20 protein-coding genes are annotated in these 21,369 nt (G+C 69.6%); 9 read left to right on the top strand and 11 right to left on the bottom strand.

What is annotated here, in order from left to right:
• Positions 1–113 precede the first annotated feature (113 nt).
• From GVY39_RS30265 to GVY39_RS30255, 4 genes are all read right to left on the bottom strand, one after another.
• On the bottom strand, positions 114–1,154 hold the full coding sequence (locus tag GVY39_RS30265) for an AraC family transcriptional regulator (protein WP_159930330.1): 1,041 nt from the start codon (positions 1,152–1,154) through the stop codon (positions 114–116).
• Between the two features lie 177 nt (positions 1,155–1,331).
• On the bottom strand, positions 1,332–1,976 hold the full coding sequence (locus tag GVY39_RS30260) for a pentapeptide repeat-containing protein (RefSeq protein ID WP_159930329.1): 645 nt from the start codon (positions 1,974–1,976) through the stop codon (positions 1,332–1,334).
• A 68-nt stretch (positions 1,977–2,044) separates the two neighbouring features.
• A complete protein-coding gene (locus tag GVY39_RS35090) occupies positions 2,045–2,179 on the bottom strand; it encodes a hypothetical protein (protein ID WP_255466327.1) in 135 nt (44 codons plus the stop codon).
• 260 nt (positions 2,180–2,439) lie between these two features.
• A complete protein-coding gene (locus GVY39_RS30255; protein ID WP_159930361.1) occupies positions 2,440–5,652 on the bottom strand; it encodes a carboxyl transferase domain-containing protein in 3,213 nt (1,070 codons plus the stop codon).
• A gap of 56 nt (positions 5,653–5,708) precedes the next feature.
• On the opposite strand from GVY39_RS30255, the gene GVY39_RS30250 reads away from it, so the two are divergent.
• Complete coding sequence (locus GVY39_RS30250) at positions 5,709–6,359, top strand: TetR/AcrR family transcriptional regulator (RefSeq protein WP_159930328.1); 651 nt, start codon at positions 5,709–5,711, stop codon at positions 6,357–6,359.
• 83 nt (positions 6,360–6,442) lie between these two features.
• Here GVY39_RS30250 and GVY39_RS30245 read toward each other — a convergent pair whose 3' ends face one another.
• On the bottom strand, positions 6,443–7,951 hold the full coding sequence (locus GVY39_RS30245) for an NAD(P)/FAD-dependent oxidoreductase (protein WP_159930327.1): 1,509 nt from the start codon (positions 7,949–7,951) through the stop codon (positions 6,443–6,445).
• A 256-nt stretch (positions 7,952–8,207) separates the two neighbouring features.
• Between GVY39_RS30245 and GVY39_RS30240 the strand changes: the two genes are divergently transcribed.
• Together GVY39_RS30240 and GVY39_RS30235 are read left to right on the top strand one after the other, a co-directional pair.
• The gene (locus GVY39_RS30240) at positions 8,208–9,353 is read left to right on the top strand and encodes an LLM class flavin-dependent oxidoreductase (protein ID WP_159930326.1); all 1,146 of its coding nucleotides are present in this window, start codon (positions 8,208–8,210) and stop codon (positions 9,351–9,353) included.
• A 130-nt stretch (positions 9,354–9,483) separates the two neighbouring features.
• Complete coding sequence (locus tag GVY39_RS30235) at positions 9,484–10,893, top strand: amino acid permease (protein WP_159930325.1); 1,410 nt, start codon at positions 9,484–9,486, stop codon at positions 10,891–10,893.
• Between the two features lie 80 nt (positions 10,894–10,973).
• Here GVY39_RS30235 and GVY39_RS30230 read toward each other — a convergent pair whose 3' ends face one another.
• Positions 10,974–11,849 carry a VOC family protein gene (locus GVY39_RS30230; protein WP_236565757.1) on the bottom strand — a complete coding sequence of 292 codons (876 nt, stop codon included), beginning with the start codon at positions 11,847–11,849 and terminating at the stop codon, positions 10,974–10,976.
• Between the two features lie 85 nt (positions 11,850–11,934).
• Here GVY39_RS30230 and GVY39_RS30225 point away from each other — a divergent pair, with 85 nt between their 5' ends.
• The 3 genes from GVY39_RS30225 (at position 11,935) to GVY39_RS30215 (ending at position 14,679) form a co-directional block, all read left to right on the top strand.
• On the top strand, positions 11,935–12,885 hold the full coding sequence (locus tag GVY39_RS30225) for an Lrp/AsnC family transcriptional regulator (protein ID WP_159930324.1): 951 nt from the start codon (positions 11,935–11,937) through the stop codon (positions 12,883–12,885).
• Positions 12,886–13,084: 199 nt separating this feature from the next.
• Positions 13,085–13,705: an HAD family hydrolase gene (locus GVY39_RS30220; RefSeq protein ID WP_195139353.1), complete on the top strand. Its 621-nt coding sequence runs from the start codon at positions 13,085–13,087 to the stop codon at positions 13,703–13,705.
• A 116-nt stretch (positions 13,706–13,821) separates the two neighbouring features.
• Positions 13,822–14,679 (top strand): helix-turn-helix transcriptional regulator, encoded by an 858-nt coding sequence (locus GVY39_RS30215; RefSeq protein ID WP_159930323.1) that lies wholly within the window; start codon positions 13,822–13,824, stop codon positions 14,677–14,679.
• On the opposite strand, the gene GVY39_RS30210 is transcribed toward GVY39_RS30215, so the two are convergent.
• Positions 14,676–16,952, bottom strand: coding sequence for an excinuclease ABC subunit UvrA (locus GVY39_RS30210; RefSeq protein ID WP_159930322.1), 2,277 nt, complete (start codon positions 16,950–16,952; stop codon positions 14,676–14,678). The two genes, GVY39_RS30215 and GVY39_RS30210, sit on opposite strands and share 4 nt — an antisense overlap.
• A 124-nt stretch (positions 16,953–17,076) precedes the next feature.
• On the opposite strand from GVY39_RS30210, the gene GVY39_RS30205 reads away from it, so the two are divergent.
• Both GVY39_RS30205 and GVY39_RS30195 read left to right on the top strand, forming a co-directional pair.
• A complete protein-coding gene (locus tag GVY39_RS30205) occupies positions 17,077–17,652 on the top strand; it encodes a bifunctional 2-polyprenyl-6-hydroxyphenol methylase/3-demethylubiquinol 3-O-methyltransferase UbiG (RefSeq protein WP_159930321.1) in 576 nt (191 codons plus the stop codon).
• A gap of 204 nt (positions 17,653–17,856) precedes the next feature.
• Complete coding sequence (locus tag GVY39_RS30195) at positions 17,857–18,267, top strand: hypothetical protein (RefSeq protein WP_159930320.1); 411 nt, start codon at positions 17,857–17,859, stop codon at positions 18,265–18,267.
• Positions 18,268–18,282: 15 nt separating this feature from the next.
• Here GVY39_RS30195 and GVY39_RS30190 read toward each other — a convergent pair whose 3' ends face one another.
• Genes GVY39_RS30190 through GVY39_RS30180 form a run of 3 tightly spaced genes read right to left on the bottom strand, consistent with a single transcriptional unit; the run spans position 18,283 to position 20,504 of the window.
• Positions 18,283–19,167 carry an LLM class F420-dependent oxidoreductase gene (locus GVY39_RS30190; protein ID WP_159930319.1) on the bottom strand — a complete coding sequence of 295 codons (885 nt, stop codon included), beginning with the start codon at positions 19,165–19,167 and terminating at the stop codon, positions 18,283–18,285.
• A gap of 48 nt (positions 19,168–19,215) precedes the next feature.
• Positions 19,216–19,416: a hypothetical protein gene (locus GVY39_RS30185; RefSeq protein WP_159930318.1), complete on the bottom strand. Its 201-nt coding sequence runs from the start codon at positions 19,414–19,416 to the stop codon at positions 19,216–19,218.
• Positions 19,417–19,427: 11 nt separating this feature from the next.
• On the bottom strand, positions 19,428–20,504 hold the full coding sequence (locus GVY39_RS30180; RefSeq protein ID WP_159930317.1) for an aldehyde reductase: 1,077 nt from the start codon (positions 20,502–20,504) through the stop codon (positions 19,428–19,430).
• 110 nt (positions 20,505–20,614) lie between these two features.
• On the opposite strand from GVY39_RS30180, the gene GVY39_RS30175 reads away from it, so the two are divergent.
• Positions 20,615–21,241, top strand: a complete 627-nt coding sequence (locus GVY39_RS30175; protein WP_159930316.1) for a TetR/AcrR family transcriptional regulator — start codon at positions 20,615–20,617, stop codon at positions 21,239–21,241.
• Here GVY39_RS30175 and GVY39_RS30170 read toward each other — a convergent pair.
• Positions 21,238–21,369 (bottom strand): integrase core domain-containing protein (locus GVY39_RS30170; protein WP_159930315.1); only part of this gene is annotated, 132 nt, incomplete at its 5' end. The two genes, GVY39_RS30175 and GVY39_RS30170, sit on opposite strands and share 4 nt — an antisense overlap.

Genomic DNA, 21,369 nt, shown 5'->3' with positions numbered 1-21,369 from the left:
AGTGCTGGATCGCCCCTGCCCGCTGCAGGGCAGCACGATTGCCGACGGTCTGCCGCCTCATCGCGAGACGGCGTGCTGCGCCGGACCGCTCGCTGGACGGTGCTCCGCGCCGCTCAGACCGATTCGGGTGCGTGACACAGCCGCCTGCCGCGCGAGCGGAACGTTTGCGGCGGGCAGCCCTGCCAGCGGCGGAAGGCACGGATGAACGAGGCCGCCTCCGCGTAACCGAGCCGGGCGGCGACCTGTTCGGTGGTCATATCGGTATGCGTGAGCAGCGCCTCCGACATGGTCTGACGCACTTCGTCCAGCAGTGCCCGGAAGGAGGTCCCCTCCTCGTGCAACCTCCGCGACAGGGTGCGCGAGCTCATGTACAGCCCGAGCGCCACCGTCGCCTGGTCGGGGATCTCCCCCGGCGTGCGCACCAAGCGGTCGCGCACCGCCGCGGCGACGCCGGTGCGCGTCCGGTGCCGGTCGAGCAGGTCGCGGCACAGTCGGCCACAGTTGTTCCGCGCGACGTCGTTCGCCGGTGGCAGCGGCCGGTCCAGCAGACCGCGATCGAAAACCACCGCGCTCACCGGCGCCCCGAAAACCGGTACGACGCCGAAGATGTCGCGATACCGCTTGATGTCGCGTGGGCAAGCGTGGCGGAAACTGACCCGCCGCACCGGGACGCCTACGGAGAACAGCTCACGGTCGAAGGCGGGCAGCCCCGCCAGGGTCACTTCCGCGAAGAATGTCCGCATGCTGGCCGGAATGTCCGCGTCCTCGTACACCAGCCGCGCTTCGCCGCCTGCTTCCTGGACGGTCAACCGCCCGAACGGCACCGCGCGACCGACGCAGCGCAGCCCCACCTCGATCAGCTCGCGCAGCGTCCGGCTGCCCAGCAGCGCGAGTCCCCACGGCCCGCGTGAGCGCAGGTGGTGACAGACCGCCGCCGCGAGGCCGAGTCCGGGCTCGTCACCGAAGCGGCCGAGCACCGTGTGCACGATCCGCAGTTCGTCGTGCGCGGTGAGCTCGGCGCACGGGTCACTCAGCTCGGCAGGCGCCAGCGCCGTACCGGCCAGGCACTCGGCCGGCGCCATGCCTCGCTCGCCTGCGATGCGCACGAGAGCGCGCACGCCGGCGGCACTGCGAAGGGAATCCCGGTCGACCATGGCTCGCGTCCTCGATGAAAGCGGTACTGCGCGGTATCGGCGCAATGTATCAATCGGGTGTCGCGCGCATCGGCGGTTCGGCGAAATGGCGTTCCGGTATTCGCTGCCGCACAGCGCCTTTCGGCACTCGCCCGGCTATGTGGCGGCATCCGGATGATCCCACGGGTCCGGAGGCTGTCAATCCCGCACGGTGATGCCGACCGAACGCGCGAAGGCGGGCGCGAGGTCCATCAGTTGCAGACCGGTGACCGTCGCGCCACGCATGCTGTCGAGCCCGTCGGTGATGTCGAGCGCCGTCGCGCCGCGCAGGTCGACCTTCGCCAGCCGTGCCCTGCGCAGCGACAACCGGACCAGCGCCGAGCCGGGCACCGTCACGTCGGTCAACGCGGCCTCGGCGAAATCGCAATCGCGCAGCACGCAGTCGACGAAGGACACCTCGCGCAACCGGGCGCCGCGGAAGTTGACCGAGTCGAACTTGCAGCTTTCGAACCGCACCCGCCGCAGAGTCGCGCCCGCGAAGTCGACGCCGGACATCGCGCCCGACACCATTTCGCCGTCGAGCCATCCGGTGTCCGCCAGTTCGGTACCCACCCAGCGGACATGACGCAGCCAGACATCGGCGAACCGGCTGTAGCGCAGACTCCCCCGGGTGAAGGTGACCGTCGTGAACACCGACTCGCTGAATCGCGCGTGCCGCACGTCGAGGTCGTCGAGTTCACCGCCGTCCACCCGAACGCAGTCGTAGTCGCCTTCGGCCTCGAGATCGCCGTCCAAGGCGGTGAGGTACCGCGCGTAGGGCAGGTCATCGAGTTCGCGCGCCATGCACTCCTCCAATTCGTCACGAAGATCGGTCGGCGCCGAGTATTCCGGTTCGCCATGACAAGTCCGCCTCACCGATCGCGTGATCGGTCGGCGCCGGCCAGCCGGGTGGCCCGTGACAGCAGGTAGCGCTTCTGCGGAATGCTCGTCGTGCGCTCCGCCGCGGTCGAATACGCCGCGCGGGCGCCCACGCCGTCTCCGGTCATCTCAAATGGCCACGCACGGCATGCAGCCGATGGTCGTCGGCGAGACGGTCCGCAAGTGCGTCCACCAGCTTCAGCCCGGCCACGGGCCCGAGCGACATCGTCATGGTTCCGGCAGGTCTCTGCCGTGGACGTGTCGCGGGCGTTGCCCGGCTCGCCGGTCCGCGATCCCGTGGTGAGGACGGGCCGTCCTGGCACGGCGCACGATGGGGCGCGCGTTTCTCAACCGTACCGACCGGCCCGCCGCCGACCGCGGGGTGCGGTCAGCGCAAGGTGGCGATCCAGCGGCGGGTGTCGGCGGGATCGATGACGTCGTCGACTTCCAGCACGGTGGCGGCGGTGAGGGCCTTGCCGTTGTCGTAGGCGAGCTGTACCAGGTTGTCGAACGCTTGCTGTCGCTCGGCCGGATCCTCGATGGCGGCCAGTTCTTTGGCGAATCCGAGGCGGACCGCGCCTTCCAGGCCCATGCCACCGATCTCCCCGGTCGGCCAGGCGACGACGAACCGGGGGGCGCGGAATGAGCCCGCCGCCATGGCCTGTGCGCCGAGACCGTAGCCCTTGCGCACGATGACGGTGCCGAGCGGCACCGAGAGCGCGGCGGAGTCGATGAACAGGCGGCTGAACTTCGTCACCGTGCCGTCCTTCTCCGCGGCGGGGCCCACCATGAAGCCCGGTGTGTCGCAGAAGGAGACGATCGGGAGACCGTGCGCGTCGCACAAGCGCAGGAACATGCTGAGCTTGTCCGCGGCGGGAGCGTCGATCGCCCCGCCTTGATGGTGGCAGTTGTTGGCGATCAAGCCGAACGGCCGTCCTTCGACCCGGATCAGTGCGGTGACGATCCCGACCGCCCAGTCGCGCCGCAGCTCCAGTACCGACCCGACGTCGGCGACGGCGTCGATGGCGGCACGGATATCGAAGGCCCGCAGGCGATTCTCCGGAACCACGTGCCGCGACAGGCGCGGATCCGGCGCCGCCCAGTCCTCGGTCGCGCCTTGGAAGTAGGCGAGGTAGCGACGGGCGATGGAGACCGCCTCGGCCTCGTCCGCGGCGACGACGTGCACGACGCCGTTGCGACGCTGCACCTCGATCGGGCCGATGTCCTCCGGGGCGTACACGCCCAGCCCGCCGCCCTCGATCATGGCGGGACCACCCATGCCGATATTCGCGTCGGGGGTGGCGATCACGACGTCGCACATGCCCAGCAGTGCCGCGTTGCCCGCGAAGCAGCGTCCGGACACGATCCCGATCAGCGGAACCCGGCCAGAGAGCGCACCCATCGCGCGGAAGGTGGTGACGTCCAAGCCGGAGATGCCGGGATAGTCGGTGTCGCCCGGTCTGCCGCCGCCGCCCTCGGTGAAGAAGACGACCGGAAGTCGTTGCTCGCGAGCGAGTTCGAGCATGCGATCGGTCTTGGCGTGATTGCGCATCCCCTGCGTGCCCGCCAGCACCGTGTAGTCGTAGGACAGCACGACCACGCGGGACCGATCGGAACCGAATCGCTCGGCGTCGATGGTGGCGACGCCCGCGACCAGGCCGTCGGCCGGGGTGTTGGCGATCAGGTCCTCCGGACTGCGGCGCAAGCGCTGTGCGGCGACCGCGAGCGCGCCGTACTCCACGAAGCTGTCCGCATCGACCAGGTCGTTGATGTTCTCCCGCGCGGTGCGCCGTCCGAGCCGATGGCGTTTGGCGACCGCCTCCGGCCTGGCTTCGTCGCGGCCGGCGCGGCGGCGAGCGCGGACCTCGGCGAGATCGGCGCGCACCGAGTCCAGGTCGACCGCGCCGTGATCCACGACCGCACCGTCGTGTTCGGCGGCGACGAAGGTCAGCAGCGGCGCACGCGGGTCGATGACCGCACCAGGCGCGGCGACGTGGCGGCACACCCGCAAATCCTGCTCGACGCGGACCACGTACTGCATCTTCATGGCTTCCAGCACCGCGACCTCGCCACCGGCCGCGACGACGGCGCCGGGCGCGGCGAGAGCGACCACCGTGCCGCCCATCGGCGACAGCACCGCTTCCTCATCGCCGGTCAGCGTCATCCCGGCCATCCCAGCTGTCCCGGCTATATCGGACGCGGCGGCCTTCTGTTCGATGAACGGAGGTTGCGCGATCCCGGCGAAATCACTCGCGCGCTCCACCAACTCGCCGACATGCCGCTCGAACCACGTGGTCGGTACGACGCGGCCGTCCGACATCGCCGCCAGGATCGCGCGCAGCACGCCGGCATTGGTGTCCACGCCGGTCACGACGGTCTCGGCCAGCGCGTCCGCGCACCGGCGCAGCGCGGCCGGATAGGACGGAGCGCAGGCGATGATCTTCGCCAGGAGGGAGTCGAAACGCGCGTCCTGCCGCATCCCGGTGAACGCGGCGGTGTCGACCCGCAGACCGCCCCCGGTCGGCGGCGCGAACATGGTCAGCGTGCCCGTGCTGGGGAGTACGTCGCCACCCGGGGTGACGGTTTCGGCGTTCAGGCGGGCCTGCACCGCGTAGCCGCGCGCGGCAGTGGCGTCGGGTAGCGCGAGATCGGCCAGCATTGCGCCGCGGGCGAGATCGCATTGCACCGCGACCAGATCGATTCCCATGACCGCTTCGGTGACGGTGTGCTCGACCTGCAATCGCGGATTGACCTCGAGGAAGAACGCGTCGTCACCGCGCACCAGGAACTCGACGGTGAGGACACCGCGACAGCCGACGGTTTCGGCGACCCGCACCGCCCAACGGTGCAACCGCTGCCGCAGTGCCGCGGGGAGAGCAGGCGCGGGCGCCACCTCGAGCACTTTCTGCTGCCTGCGCTGCACGCTGCAATCGCGATCGCCGACGGCGGCCGCATCTCGCCCGTCCGCGACGATCTGTACTTCGATATGGCGCGCGTCGCTGATCAGCGCCTCGGCGTAGACCCCGTCGTCGCCGAAACCAGCCAGCGCCTCCGCGCGGCAGCGCTCGAACGCCTCCGGCAGGCAGGCCGCGTCCCGCACCGCCCGCGTACCGCGTCCGCCGCCACCCGCGGCGGCCTTAACCATCACCCCGTCGGGATGCGCGAGAAGGAAAGCCTCGACCTCGGCGACGCCCGCGCAGCGCCGGGTCGCCGGGATCACCGGAACCCCCGCGCGCTCGGCGGCCGCGCGGGCCGCGGTCTTGTCACCGAGGATCTCGAGCGCCTCGGGAGAAGGTCCGACGAACACGAGGTCGGCGGCGGCGCACGCGGAGGCGAATGCCGCGCTTTCGCTGAGAAATCCGTAGCCCGGGTGCACCAGCGCGCCCGGCCCCGCCTTCCTGGCCGCCGCGACGACCGCCGCCACGTCGAGGTAGGCGGCGGCTCCGATGCCAGGCAACGGCACGCTGTCGTCGGCCAAGCGGACGTGCAGCGCGTCCCGTTCCTCGGCGGTGTGCACCGTCGAGGTCCGCCAATCCCGCTCCCGGGCGGTGCGCAGCACACGAACCGCTACTTCTCCCCTGTTCACCACGACGACGTGCATGCCGCTCAGTGTTGTTGACATTGACGTCAACGTCAACCTGCGCCACGATAGCCTGCGTGACCCAGTCCACCTGGTCGGTGCGCGCTGCCCGAGAGCGCTCGCACACCTCCCGCCACCGCGACCTGCTCGACGCCGCGGCCACGGTGTTCGCCGAGCGCGGCTACGACAACACCACCGTCGCCGCGATCACCGCGGCGGCGGGCGTCTCCCGCGCCACGATGTACGTCTACTTCGCCTCGAAAGAGGGGATCTTCCTGGCGCTTGCCGAGCGGGTGCGCGACGAGTTCCTCGCCGCGCAGGAGCCGGGCATCCAGGACGACGATCCGCGAATGATGTTGCGCGCCACCATCGAGTCCTTCGCCACCGCGGTCGCCACGGCGGGACCGCTGCTGCGCCTGATCCACGAGCGCGGTGCGGTGGACCCGAAGGTGGCCGCGCTGGCCGAGGAGATCACCGAACGCCCGATTCGCCGTTTCACCCGGTATCTCCAGCGCCAACTCGACGCCGGGCGCATCACCCCGGTGGTCACACCGCGGGTGATCGCGGAAACCGTCGGCTACACACTCACCGCGGGCGTCCTCGCCCGCCGAACGGCGGATGAACCCGGTCGCGCCGAATATCGCGACGCCATGGGCAAGATCGCGGAAACGCTCTTGGGCCTAGTGGACGAAGACGCTCGAAACGTTCCCGGATCCGTGGGGGGTTAGGTCTTCGGTCGTATCGCGCGACTTGGTCGGCATCACGGCGGACAACGCGTCCGTGCCCGCCACGGTGTGACGCCGGAAGGCGCTCAGGCGCTGCGCGTGCCTTCCAAGGGACGTCCCGCGGTCGGCGCCTTCTGCGCCCGGCTGAACGACAGCACCCCGTCCTCGAGCGCGCCCTTACGCAGCAGCTTGCGGTCGCGGAAGTAGTTGTTGATCACCTGCCACGGACCGTTGGTGCCCTGCCGCGGCATCACCGCGTCGCCGCGCTGGATGTAGCCGGAGGTCAGCGCCCCGCCCATCACCGAATCGGCGCCGCGGTCGCCGTCGGCGGCGACGGCCTCGACCCGGGTGAACCCGTGCTTTTTCATGTGGTTGAGCACGCGGCAGAAGTACTCGGCCGCCAGGTCCGCCTTCAAGGTCCAGGACGCGTTGGTGTAGCCGAGCACCATCATCGCGTTCGGCACGCCGTCGAGCAGGGCGCCCTTGTAGACCACCCGGTCGCGCGTGACCACCGGCTCGCCGTCGATTTCCAGGCTCATGCCGCCCAGCATCTGCACACTCAGGCCGGTGGCGCTGATGACCACGTCGGCGGGCAGTTCCTCGCCGGAGGCCACACGGATGCCGGTCTCGGTGAACGTCTCGATGCGGTCGGTGACGATGGAAGCCTTGCCGCTGCGCAGCACCTTGAACAGGTCACCGTTGGGAACCACGCACAGCCGCTGGTCCCACGGGTTGTAGCTCGGGGTGAAATGGCGCATATCCAGGCCCGGGCCGATCTGCATCCGCACGGCGGCGAGCAGCAGCTTTTTGGCAGTCTCCGGGTTCGTGCGGGAAAGCTGGAAGCTCGCGCGCTGCAACGCGATATTGCGGGCGCGTCCCATCCGGTAGGCGATCTCGGCGGGCACCTTCGCCAGCTTCAGGCCGACCGCGACCGGGTCGTCGGCGGGCAGCGCGGTGATGTACGTCGGAGAGCGCTGCAGCATGGTGACGTGCGCAGCCTTGTCGCTCATGGCCGGGATGAGAGTGATCGCGGTGGCGCCGGAGCCGATCACCACTACCCGCTTGCCGGTGTAGTCCAGGCCCTCGGGCCAGTGCTGGGGGTGCACGATCTGCCCGCCGAAGTTCTCCTCGCCGGGGAACCGGGGACGGTAACCGTTGTCGTAGTCGTAATAGCCGGTGCAGCCGACCAAGAAGTCGCTGGTGTAGACCTCCGTCTCACCGGTCTGTTCGTCGAGCGCCTCGACCGTCCAGGTGGCCGTCTCGCTGGACCAGCGCGCGGTGGTGACTTTGCGACCGAACCGGATGTGCTCGGTGACGCCGTACTCGGCCGCGGTCTCCTCGATGTAGCGGCGGATGTTCGGGCCGTCGGCGAGTACCTTGGTGCCGTTCCACGGACGGAAGCCGTAGCCGAAGGTGTACATGTCGGAATCGGAACGAATGCCGGGGTAGCGGAACAGGTCCCAGGTGCCGCCGATGGCGGTCCTGCGTTCCAGGATCGCGTAACTGCGCCCGGTCTGCTCCTTGGTGAGATGGCAGGCCATGCCGATTCCGGACAGCCCAGCGCCGATGATCAATACGTCGACATGCCGCGTCATTGAGGTACTCGTTTCGTCCGTCCGCCTCGCACACCATGGGGCGCGTGCTGAGGCCAGATTACGTGTTATTCATGGTTACGTCTAGACCGGATAGTGACACGCACGGACATCCGAATAAAAACCGGGCTGGTTGCAAACCGTGACCTGAGCCGGTCGAGCGCCCAGCATGGATCACCGCGGCGCGTCACCAGGCGCACCGCCCGATCCGTCCCGCTACTGGTCTCGCCGCGGTCTCCGGAAGGGAGTTGACTCGAGCATGAGTCTGTCGTTCCACTGGTTCCTGCCCACCTACGGTGATTCCCGCGGACTGGTCGCGGGCGGGCACGGCACCTTCATGTCCGGCGACCGTCCGGCCACCCTGCGGTATCTCAACCAGATCGGCGCCGCGGCGGAGGACAACGGCTTCGAGGCTGTGCTCACTCCCACCGGCGCATGGTGCGAGGACGCCTGGCTGACCACGGCGATGATGGTCGAGACCACCGAGACGTTGAAGTTCCTGGTGGCCTTCCGCCCCGGCCTGGTCAGCCCGACGCTCGCGGCGCAGATGGCGGCCACCTTCCAGCGGCATTCCGGGGGCAGGCTGCTGCTCAACGTGGTGACCGGCGGCGAGCCACACGAGCAGCAGGCCTACGGCGACTTCCTGGACAAGGCCCGGCGCTACGCCCGCACCGGCGAATTCCTGCACGTCGTGCGGGAACTGTGGACCTCCACCGAGCCGGTGACTTTCGAGGGAGAGCACATCCGGGTACATCAGGCATTGCTGGCCAACCGGCCCGACCCGGCGCCGCCGGTGTTCTTCGGCGGCTCCTCCGAACCGGCGGGTCCCATCGCGGCCCGCTACAGCGACACCTACCTGACCTGGGGCGAGCCGCTGTCGGCGGTGAGCGGGAAACTGGAGTGGATCCGCGGCCTCGCGGTGGACCACGGTCGCGTCCTCGACTACGGCCTGCGCATCCACGTGATCAGCCGGGACACCTCCGAGCAGGCGTGGGCCGAGGCCGATCGCCTGCTGGCAGGCATCGACCCCGCCGACATCGAGCGGGTGCAGGCGAGCTTGGCGCGCAGCGAGTCCGAAGGTCAGCGACGGATGTCGGAGCTGCACGGCGGCAGCACCGAGCGGCTGGAGATCGCGCCCAACCTGTGGGCGGGTGTCGGCCTCGTGCGCGGCGGCGCGGGCACCGCGCTGGTCGGCTCGCACGCCGAAGTCGCCGATCGGCTGACCGAATACGCCCGCCTGGGCATCGACCACTTCATCCTGTCCGGCTACCCGCATCTGGAAGAGGCGTACTGGTTCGGCGAAGGGGTGTTGCCGATCCTGGAGCGCAAGGGGCTGTGGCGGCATCCCAACCGCACCACCCGCGTCGCCGCCGCCACGCCCTTCGCGGCGGCCGCCAGTAGCTGAGGGCTCGCGGCCGGTGCATCGCGCATCGGTCGCAACACCCCAGTTATCCGCGTGTCGCCGTGCGCGGCGAGAATGGTCCATCGGTCCGGTCCACCGGGCCGGACCGGCCGACCGTTCTCGTAAGGGAGTCATGACCACCGAATCAGCCCGGCGATGGCGCCGCCGCCTGCCCGACACCGCGACCGAGGCGGGCGCGCCCACGCTGGCGCGCAGACTCGGACGACTCGATCTCACCGCCATGGGCGTGGGCACCATCGTCGGCGCCGGGATCTTCGTCATCACCGGGGTGGCCGCCGCGGAGAAGGCCGGGCCCGCCATCGTGCTGTCGTTCGCCCTGGCCGGAGCGGTGTGCGTACTGGTGGCGCTGTGCTATAGCGAACTCGCGGCGATGGCGCCGGTCTCCGGCAGCGCCTACACCTACACCTACGCGACCCTCGGGGAAGGACCGGCGTTCCTGGTCGGCTGGAACCTGCTGCTCGAGTTCGTCATCGCGGGCGCCGCGGTGGCGATCGGCTGGTCCGGGACCACTGTGTCCGCGCTGGATTCGCTGTTCGGCATCACCGTCCCGCACACTCTCACCGCCGGGCCCGCCGAAGGCGGCGTGGTGAACCTGCCCGCCGTACTGATCGTCGCCGCCGTCGTCGCGGTGCTGGTCGGCGAGGTGAGCTTCACCGCACGGGTCACCAAGGTGCTGGTCGGGGTGACCATCGGCGTGCTCGTGCTGGTGATCGCCGTCGGCGCGCCGCACGCGGCCATGGACAACTGGACACCGTTCGCCCCGTTCGGGATCGGCGGCGTCATCGGCGGCGCCGCGATCGCGTTCTTCGCCTTTCTCGGTTTCGACGTGGTCGCCGCGTCGGCGGAGGAGGCCCGCAACCCGCGCCGCGACATTCCGTTCGCCATCATCGGCACGGTGCTCATCGCCACCGTGCTCTACGCGCTGGTCAGCGCCGTGCTCACCGGTATGGTGCCGTTCGAGACGCTGAACAACAGCGCGCCGATCGCGACGGCGTTCGGCGCGGTGCGCATCGGGTGGATCGGCGACGTCATCGTGATCGCCTCGATCATCGCGCTCACGAAGGGCCTGCTGCTGATCGTGTACGCCCAGGTGCGGTTGATGTTCGCGATGTGCCGCGACCGGCTGCTGCCCTACCGGCTGGCGGCCACCGGGAAACGCTCCACTCCGGTGCGGCTGACTTTGCTGCTGGGCGTGGTCGGCGCCGTCATCGCGGGACTGCTGCCGATCGACATCGTGGTGGAATTGGTCAATATCGGCGCGCTGTCGGCGTTCGCGGTGGTGTGCGTGGGCGTGCTGGTGCTGCGCCGGGCCGAGCCCGAGCGCGAACGCCCGTTCCGCACCCCGCTGGTACCGCTGGTTCCGCTGCTCGCGCTGATCGGTTGCGTGCTGCTCGCGACCACCCTCGAGGCGCTGACCTGGGTGCGATTCGGTGTGTGGGTACTGGTCGGCATCGCGGTCTACCTCGGATACGGGCGCAAGCGCTCCACGCTCGCCGCACCGCAGCCCACGGGAAGGAACTGAACCGTCGCTCGTCGCGCCGCCAGGCCGGGCCTCATCCTGGCGGCAACCGACATCGGCCGACCGCCGGAAGGTATACCGACTCAGCCCGCCACGAAGAACAGACCGGCGCCGTAGGCATCACGGGCGGAGACGAAGAACCCCTCGTCCGTCTCCCGTATCGGCACGCCCGCGTTCGTGACGAGGTCGCGCGCGACCGTCGGATCGCGCACGTCGATGGTCATGGCGGCCAGGTACGACGATGCGGGCGCGGCTTCGCCGGGCAGCACCGCGGCGGCCTGTGACGCGCGCACCAGCTCCAGCCGCCCCGAGCCCATCTCCAGCACGGTCAGCGGTCCTTTGCGCACCGCGGGCACGTCCAAGATGCGGCCGTAGCGTTCGACGACAGCGTCGAACTCACCATCGGCCGCGACGATCAGCACGGCGGCGATGGCGCGGGCGCCGTTCGGGTGCGACAAATAACGCGGCTGGTGCACGTATTCGCGGGTGAGATGCTGGGCGACACCGAGCAGCGCCTCCGGTGTCGCGCTCGGATCCACGTGCACGGCCCGCGCCCGCACCGTGCGGATGCCGTTCTCGGTCTCGACGTCGCGTTCCAGGTCGAGCACGCCGGAGGCGCGCACGCCCGCCGCCGCGAGCTGTCGTCGCGCCGCCTCGGCATCGCCGGTCTCCAGGTTGAGCAGACGGAAGCCTTCGTACTCGTCGGCCATCGCCTTGGTGTGCCACGGGTCCGGCGCGGACTCGTCGACGATGCCGAGCAGTTCGAGGTAGGAGCCACCGAACAGCGCGCAGCGGTTGGCCGTGCATCCGGGTATGGGCGGCTCACCCGGTTGTGCGCTCAGCAGGTGCCGCGAACGGGGACTCAGAGCGAACCCGAGGTCGAGGTAGCGGCGTTCCAGTCCGTCGAGGTCGCGGGTGAGGATTCCGGTGTGGTGGATGGCGTCGATCGGTTTCTGCACGGCGACGATGCTCGTCCCTCCTGCGCCGCGGCGCCCGTCACCACGGTGGATTCGCCGGTTTCCGGCACTGACCTACCCTGACGAGGTGGATTCGGTCATCTTGGACGACGTCGACCGGAGATTGCTGCACGCTCTGCAACTCGACGGCCGTGCGCCGTTCAGCAGGCTCGCACCGGTGCTGGAGGTCTCCGAGCGCACGTTGGCGCGCCGGTACCGGCGGCTGCTCGACACCGGAGGGCTGCGAGTCACCGGTGTAGCCCGCACCGGCCGCGTGGACCATGCCGAGTGGCTGGTGCGCCTGCGGGTACGGCCGGATGCCACCGCCGCGGTCGCCCGCGAGCTGGCCCGCCGCGCCGACACCGCGTGGGTGACGGTCATCGCCGGCGGAGCCGAGCTGACCTGCCTGTTCCGCGTCCCCGGCGACGCTCCCCTGCCCGAGCTGGCCCGCCATCCGGCCGTCGGGTTCATCGACGTCCAGCGAGTGCTGCGGCACGTCATGCAACGCCGCTGGCGGGGACGGATGTCCGCGCTGTCGACCGAGCAGAGCGCGGCCCTGCGCGCGCCCGAGCCGGCTCCACCCGCGAAAGTGACGCCGAGCGAATTGGATCAGCGCCTGCTGCCCGCGCTGGCCGCCGACGGGCGGGCGGCGTATCCGCAACTCTCGCGGGTCGTCGGGTGGTCGGAATCCGCGGTGCGGCGGCGGGTCGAGGAACTGCGCGGCGCCCAGGTGCTCGGATTCGACGTCGAAGTCGATCCGGCGCTGTTCGGGTTCACCGTGCAGAGCCTGCTGTGGCTCACAGTCGCCCCCGCACGGCTCGTCGCCGTCGCGACCGCGCTGGCCGCCGATCCGGAGGCGGCGTTCGTCGGCGCCATCACCGGACCGCACAATCTGCTGGTGTGCGTCGTCTGCCGGGACGCGGACGCCCTGTTCGGCTACGCCACCGAGCGTGTCGGGACGTTGAGCGGCATCGATCGAATGGAGGTCAGTCCGATCAGCGGTTACGCCAAACGCACCGCGCCACCGAGGCGCACCTGACGCAGATTTGCACTCGATGCCGAATGGTTCGGGGCCACAAGCGCTTTCGTGACATCGACTGCACCGGAGGTTCCACGTGAATCACGCCAGCCACAGCCGGCCTCGCCGACGCTGCGGCATCCCACCCGCCGTGCATCGGAGTTGTGAATCACAACAGCCGGACCGGCGGACCCCAGCGCCGGCGATTAGGGTCGAGCAGGTGACCTGGACCGTGGGCTTCGACCTCGACATGACGCTGATCGACTCGCGGCCGGGCGTCGCGCGAGCCATCGACATGCTCGGCGTCGAGTTCGATCTGCCGCTGTGCGGGACGACGTTCGCCGATCGGCTCGGCCCGCCGCTGGCCACCCTGCTCGTCGAAGCGGGCGCGCCCGAGGAACTCGTTCCGGCTCTGGTGACCCGCTACCGAGCGCTGTACCCGACGCTCGTATCGACCATTCCCCCGATGCCGGGCGCGCAGGCGGCCCTGGCGGCCATCGAGGCCCGCAACGGACGGGTGCTGGTGGTCACCGGCAAACACGCCCCGCTGGCGCGGCTGCACATCGTCGAACTCGGTTGGCGGATCGACCATCTCGCGGGCGACCTGTGGTCGGCGGGCAAGGCGGCGACCCTGCGCGAACAGGGCGCGCATCTCTTCGTCGGCGACCACGTCGGCGACATGAACGGCGCACGGGCCGCGGGCGTCCTCGCGGTCGGCGTGAGCACCGGACCGTGCACGGCCGCCGAACTGCGCGCGGCAGGCGCCGACGTGGTGCTCACGGATCTGACCGAGTTCCCCGCCTGGCTCGAGACGGAGTTCGGCGCGGTCACCACCGGCTAGTGCCCCACCTCGCGGCGCGGCGTCGGAACGCGCTGCGCGCGCCCGACAGCGCGTGCGCCGCCTCCGGGGAGTAGCCATCCCACCTCCACGACGGTCGGCTGCGGCATGATCGATATGTGGATCGAATCGAGCTGGCCGCGTTGCTCAGGCAGGCGCGTGACCACGTGTGCCCGGGCGATGTCGGGCTACCTGCGGGCCAGCGCAGACAGGTCCCGGGGTTGCGCCGCGAGGAGGTCGCCCAGCTCGCCGGTGTCAGCGTCGACTACGTGGTGCGCCTGGAACAGGGGCGCGGCCCCCGTCCGTCCAGCTCGGTGCTCGCCGCGCTGGCCCGCGCACTGCGGCTCAACGACGAGGACCGCACCCTGCTGTTCCAGTTCGCGGGCGCGGCGCCGCCGCAGGAGGGCAGCATCGACATGGTGGTGCGGCCGAGCGTACTGCGTCTGCTGGACCGGATGGCCGATCTGCCCGCGCTGGTGCTGTCGGCCAAGGCCGATGTGCTGGCTTGGAATCCGATGGCGGTCGCGCTGCTCGGTGATTTCTCCGCGTGGCCGCCCGCCCGGCGCAACATCATCTGGCAGCGTTTCCTCGGCACCGAGCCCGGACGAGTCGCGATGACGCCCGCGGAAGCCGACAACGCCGCGTCGTTGTCGGTCTCCGCTCTGCGCAGCGCCCGCGCGCGCTACCCCGACGATCCCGGCCTCCTGCGCTTGGTCTCCGAACTCCGTTCGCGCAGCGCACGATTCGAGCAACTGTGGAACGCGCGGCGGTCCGGGAAGTGGCGCAGCGCGACCAAGACGATCGAGCATCCCGACCTCGGAATGCTGCGTCTGGACTGCGATACCTTGCTGGTTCCGGACACCGACCAAGCCGTCGTGGTGTACTCGGCGCCGCCCGGCAGCCGGGAAGCCTCGGCGCTGGAGCTGCTGCGGGTGACCGGAACTCAGCGATTCACGGTGACGAAACCCTCCGGCTAGCTACCTGCTTTGTATCGGCGCAGGTATTCGCCGGTCAGCGAGGCCGGGTGCGCGAGCAGGTCGGCGGGCGGCCCGGTGAAGACGATCTCGCCGCCGTGCTTGCCGCCGTCCGGTCCGAGATCGATCACCCAATCCGAATGGGCCACCACATCGAGGTTGTGCTCGATCACCACGACGGTGTTGCCCCGGTCGACCAGGCGGTCCATCAGTGCGAGCAGTGTGTCCACGTCGGACATGTGCAGCCCCGTGGTCGGCTCGTCGAGCACGTAGACGCTTCCGGTGTTCTGCAACTGGGTCGCCAGCTTGATCCGCTGGCGCTCGCCGCCGGACAGCGTGCTCATCGCCTGGCCCAGGCTGAGATAGTCCAAGCCCACCTCGTTCATGGTGCGCAGCTTGGTGTGCAGCGCCCTCTCGGCGAAGAATCCGAGCGCTTCCTCTGCCGACATCTCCAGCACGTCGGCGATGGATTTGCCGCGCAACATCAGGGCGAGCACGTCATCGGAGAAGCGCCGTCCGTCGCAGGCGTCGCAGTGGGTGGTCACCGGATCCATGTACGCGATCTCGGTGATGATCACGCCACGGCCCTCGCACTGCTTGCACGCACCGGCCGAATTGAAACTGAACAGGCCCGCGGACTCCCCCGTGGCCTTGGCGAACAGTTTGCGGATAGGGTCCATCAGCCCGAGGTAGGTCGCGGGCGTGGATCGGGACGACGCGGCGATGGGCGACTGGTCGACGAAGATCGCCCCGGGGTGCTCGCGCACGAACACGTCCCGGATCAGGCTGCTCTTGCCCGAGCCCGCGACGCCGGTGATGGCGGTCAGGATGCCGGTGGGGATGCCGACGGTCACGTTCTTCAGGTTGTGCACCGTCGCGTTCTCGATGAGCAGTTCGCCCGTGCCGGTCCGGAAGGAGTCCTTCACCCGGAACGGCCGTCGCAGACCGGCGCCGGTCGGGGTGTCGGCCGCCCGGAGATCGGCGAAACTGCCCTGGAAGACCACCTGTCCGCCGTGCACGCCCGCGCGCGGTCCGACGTCGACCACATGGTCGGCGATCTGGATGACATCCGGATCGTGCTCCACTACGATCACGGTGTTTCCCTTGTCCCGCAAGGCCTTCAGCAGGTCGTTCAGCCGACCGACGTCCCGCGGGTGCAGCCCTACGCTCGGTTCGTCGAAAATGTAGGTCAGACCGATCAGCGTGCTGGACAGATGCTTGATCATCTTCAGCCGCTGGCCCTCGCCCCCGGACAAGGTCGAGGTCGGCCGATCCAGGCTCAGATAACCCAACCCGATATCGGCGACGCGCCGCAGCGCGGTGCGGATGGCCCCGGCCAGGCCGACCGCGGCCGGGTCGGTGATCTCGTCGAGGACCTCCATCAGGTCGGTGATCTGCAACCGCGCCCAGTCCGCGATATTGCGCCCGTCGATCTTCGTGGCCAGCGCCGCCTCGTTCAATCGGGCGCCCGCGCAGGTGCCGCACACACCTTCGGTGAGGAATTGCCGCATCTGCTCCCGGGTCTTCTCGCTCAACGTGGAGGTGTCGCGTTGCAGCCGGGTGCGCGTGAATTTGGTGGCGATGCCTTCGTAGTTCGCCTTCCACGTGCCTTTGCTGAAGGTCAGCTCGACCTTGCCGCCGGTGCCGTAGAGCAGGTCGTGGAACTCTTCGTCGGTGTAGTCGGCCAGCTTCTTGTCCGGGTCGAAGCGGCCGGAGGTGCCGTACATCTGCCACTCTCCGCCGCCCACGCCGTATCCGGGCAGGAGAATCGCCCCTTCGTTCAGCGACTTGGTCCGGTCGACCAGCCGGTTGGGGTCGGGCCGGACGGTGACGCCGAGACCGTCGCAGTCCGGGCACATGCCCTGCGGGACGTTGAAGGAGTAGTTGTAGACGAACCCCGCCGAGGGCGAACCGAATCGGGCGAACATGGCCCGCACCATCGAGAAGATGTCGGTCATCGTGCCGACCGTGGAGCGCGGACCGCCGCCGACCGGCTGCTGATCGATGATGACCGGTGCGGTGAGGTTCTCGATGGCCTCGGCGTGCGGGCGTTCGTAGCGGGGCAGGAAGTTGAGGATGAAGGCCGGGAAGGTCGCGTAGAGCTGGCGCTGCGATTCGACCGCGATGGTGTCGAAGACGATCGACGACTTGCCCGAACCGGAGACACCGGTGAAGACGGTGATCTTGTTCTTCGGGATCTCCAGCGACACGTCGCGCAGGTTGTGCTCGTTGGCTCCGAGCACTCGGATGGCATCGAGCGATGCGGGGGAAGGCATACCGCACACCTTGCCATCCGAGACCGACAAAATGCTCCAGCAAATGTGATGTAAATCACATAAATGTGTACTCCGAGACGACCGCGATCGCGTGCGGGCTTGAGCCGTCCCTACAGTGGCTGAAGTGCGCGACGATCCCTATTGGAATCACAACACCCGCTACCACCCTTGGCTGCTGAAGCAGGTGCCGCGCTCGGCCCGCACAGCGCTCGACATCGGCTGCGGTGACGGACTATTGGCGGGCAAGCTGGCCCGCCACGGGCTGGCGGTCACCGGCATCGACATCGACGCGGACATCCTCACCCGCGGCCCCGCGATGGCGGGCATATCCCTCGCACGGGCCGACTTCCTCGAATACACAGGCTCTTTCGATGTCGTGACCACGGTGGCGACCCTGCACCACGTTCCGCTGCGGGAGGGCATCACCGCACTGCGCCGCCTGGTCGCGCCGGGCGGTGTCCTCGCCGTCGTCGGGCTCTGGAACATGACTCCGCGCAAGGACTTCCACTACTTCCCCGTGGCGCCACTCGTCTGGGCGACGGACGCCCTGCACCGGCGCGGCGGCCCGAATGCGCAAATGCGCGATCCCGTGGACGATTACGCCGACATACGTTCGGCCGCAAGAGAACTCCTCCCCGGGGCGCGGATGCGGCGACGGCTCATGTGGCGCTACACGCTGCTGTGGCACAAGCCCGCGTGAGCATCCTGCCCGAGGCGGATCGCGCGGCTAGAGTCGTGGCATGCCGTCGCCTCGGGAGCACAGACCGCGAATGGCCACCCGCACGCTGCCCGACGACCTCGTCGCCCGGCCGCTGGGGAGTGGTGTAGCGGAGCAACGAACGCTTCCCCTGCCCGCTCCACCGCTACTACCGGGCGGGGAGGTGGACGCGCACGCCGGCGTAGCGTGAGATCCCCGGCGAGGCTGGGCGGCGTCGTCTTCGACGCCGCGGCGGTCGTAGCGTTCGCCAATCGCGCCAACTATGCCCAAGCGGTCGTCTGGGCGACGGTCGACGCGGGCAACACCATCGTCGTACCGAGCACCGTCCTCGCCGCGGCGCGCACGCATATCCCCGCCGACCGGCTCGACATCCTGGCTGTGCTGGTCGGCCTGCCGCACACTGTGGTTCCGTCGTTCGACCACACCATCACCCCGCCGCCGGCGATCCGGCACGGTGCGGGACCGACCGCCGACGCCCTGTTCGCCGCGGGCCACGTCACCCGGGAGGCGGTGGCCCGCGCGTGGCCCTGCCTGACCAGCCGACCGAGAGAACTCCGGCAGATCGATCCGCGCGTCATCATCGACCCGCTGCCGTGAATTCGGGCCTGGGGATCAGCGCAGCAACTCGATGACCGGGGCGAACTTCTCCATGCTGTCCTCGAGGACCGTGATGTAACTGATGCCGTAACGCTCGCGCCGATCGCGCAGCCGGTCGGCCATCTCCTCGGGCGTACCCATGAGCAGGATCGGGTGATCTTCCGGGGAGTCGGCGACGTCCGGCGGCAGCGCCGGGCCGAAGACCTCCAGGACGCTCGCGCGTTCGGCCGGCGGGACCACCCGCTGCACGAGGATGTTGAACTCGACCTTGTCCAGCCGTGGACCGAGCAGCTCCCGGACGTAGGCGACGCGCTCCTCGGTTTCGGCGAGCCCGGCCATCTGCAGCGGCCCACCGTTGCGCGAGGCCGCGGCGCCGGTGAAGGCGATGATGTCGGCGTGCCGCGCGGCGACAGCGAGCAACCGGTCACCCCAGCCACCGATGAGCACGGGCGGACCCGTCGGCTGCGCGGGTTGCGGCTGATATTCCGGCTCGGCGAACAGCCGGCGCAGCGTGATAACCGTCTGTTCCAAGTGCTCGACGCGCTTGCTCCCGCTTTGGAACGGGATGCCCGCCGCCTCGAATTCCGCCTGGACATAGCCCGCGCCGAGCCCTAGTTCGATCCGCCCGTCGGTGAATTGATCGGCGCCTGCCACGTCGCGGGCAAGCAGCACCGGGTTGTAGAACCCGGTGTTGAGCACGAAGGTGTTCAGCCGCACCCGCTCGGTCGCCTCGGCGGCCAGGATCATCGCGGGGAACGGCGCGGGCAAGCCGAGATGGTCGGCGACGCCGACCACGTCGAAACCGAGTTCCTCTGCCCGACGGCACTTTCCGATCCAGTTCGACCGGTTCTCGGGCACCACCATGTTGACACCGAACCGAAAGGGGAGCTGCGCAGTCACGGGTCCTGTCTAGCGAACCGGGCCGCGGCCGTGCACGTCGGGGCCGGTTCAGCACTGGCTGAGCGTGCCCGCCGCGACCGCGATGCCCAGCAGCGCCACGAGGGCGGCGGCAACCGGCGCCGGGCGGTGCAGTGCCCGGCGGACCGGTCCGGACGCCGTCCGCCCGGCGAAGTCTCCACCCGGGGACCTACGTGCGAACCAGCGCCGCACCACGGCAGTCGTGGTGATGATCAGTGTCGCGATCAGCATGACGACAACCCTCAGACGCTCGCGGCGCGCGGTGCGGCAGCCCGGGGTGCGGACTTGCGCCGGGGCGGTGTGACAATTCCGTGCCGCAGCAGGCTTTCGGCGGTGTCCACCAGCGTCTCCCGCACCGGCCGCATGGTCCAGCCCAGCTCGCGCCGGGCCTTCTCGGCGCTGAGCGATTCGGTGCGTCCCAGCGTCGGCAGCGTCAGCCGGACGCCCTTGTCGAAGAGGGCGACCGAACGCACCACCCAGTTCGGCAGCTGCCTGGTCGGCACCCGGAACCCGCGCGGCCCGTATTCCTCGGCGAGGATGCGCGCCATCTCCGCCATCCACAGATGCTCACCTGCGCAGATGTAGCGGTTGCCCGCGGCCTCGGGCGTCTCCAGCGCGAGCCGGTGCGCGACGGCGAGATCGCGCACGTCCACCGGCGCCCAGCCGACCTGGGGCGCGCCGGGGACGTCCCGGTCGAGCAACCTGCGCACGGGCTCGTGCGAGGTGCTCGTGTCCGTCGACAGCAGCGGTCCGAGCACCATGCCGGGATTGACGACGACCAGTTCGAATCGCTCGCGGGCCGGGAGCTTCGCGACGAAATCCCAGGCCGCCCGCTCGGCCAGCGTCTTGCTCTTCTGATAGGCCGGGCTGCGCTCGACCACCGTCCAATCGGCCTCGGTGCGCAGCGCGTCCTCGGTGTGCCCGTAAGCGATCGCGGCGATCGAGGAGGTCAGCACCACCCGGCGAACCGTGCCTGCGGCGGCGCAGGCGCGCAGCACGCGCAGGGTTCCTTCGACCGCGGTGTCGACGAGTTCGCGCTCGTCGTCCGGCGGCGTGGTGGGAAACGGCGACGCGACGTGCAGGACGCCCGCGCTGCCCGCGACGGCGGACGCCCAGCCGTCCTCGCCGTTCAAATCGGCTTGCGCGAACTCCAGCTCGCCCCCGGTTCGCCGGGCCAGCTCGACCAGGTGTGCCCGTTTACCGGTGGCGGCGAGATCGCGAACCGTCGCGCGCACGGCGTAGCCGTGCTCCAGAAGTTCGGCGATAACGTGACCGGCGACGAATCCCGTTGCGCCGGTGACCGATACCTGTGTGCCCATTTCTTCACCCGTCTCGTGGAGTGGCTACCCGGCACTCATCTGAGCGCCGCTCAGATAATCTAAGCACCGCACAGTTAGGTTGTCCAGGCCGCGTCGCATACGCTCGGACGGTGACGCGGACCAGTTACCATCACGGCGCCCTGCGCGACGCGCTGCTGGCCGCCTGCCTGCGTTTGATCGAGACCGAGGGGCTCGCGGCGGTCAGCCTGCGCCGGGTGGCGCGCGAGGCAGGCGTGAGCACCGCCGCGCCGTACCACCACTTCCCCGACCGCGCCGCCCTGCTCGCGACGCTGTCCACGCAGGGTTTCCAGCTGCTCGGCGCGCGACTGTCGGCCGCCCGCGCCGAGGCTCCGACGCCCATGGCCGCCCTGACCGCACTGGCGAACGCCTACGTGCGGTTCTCCCGCGAGCAACCGGCCTACTTCCGCTTGATGTTCCGGCCCGAGCTCTCCCAGCCCGACAAGCACCCCGACACCATGGCGGCGGGCGACGCGGCTTTCGGAGTCCTGGCCGACGCGATCGCCGAATGTGTTCGCGCCGGGGAGCTGCCCGCCGACAAGGCCGACACACTGGCGGTCACGTTCTGGGGACTCGGCCACGGGCTGGCCTCACTGTGGCTGGATGGACAGCTGGAGAAACGGGCGGGACAGTTCGGCACCACCGGCACGGCACTGGTGGACGACGTCATGCGGACCTTCGCGACATTGATCGAGCCGAGCGGGCCGTCGCTGACCTAGATGTACTGCCCAGGGAGGTTGGTCAACCGGCTGATGGGTGTCTGGCGGCCGATGGCGGTGTGTTGCCGGTGGTGATTATAGGTGTGCAACCAGGCTGGTAGGGCGGCTCGTCGGGCTTGTTCTGACCG

It is taken from the genome of Nocardia sp. CY15, from assembly GCF_009829295.1.
Classification (GTDB): domain Bacteria; phylum Actinomycetota; class Actinomycetes; order Mycobacteriales; family Mycobacteriaceae; genus Nocardia; species Nocardia sputi.
Note: the sequence above shows the minus strand (reverse complement) of the source record. Positions and strands in the feature narration are given on the sequence as shown.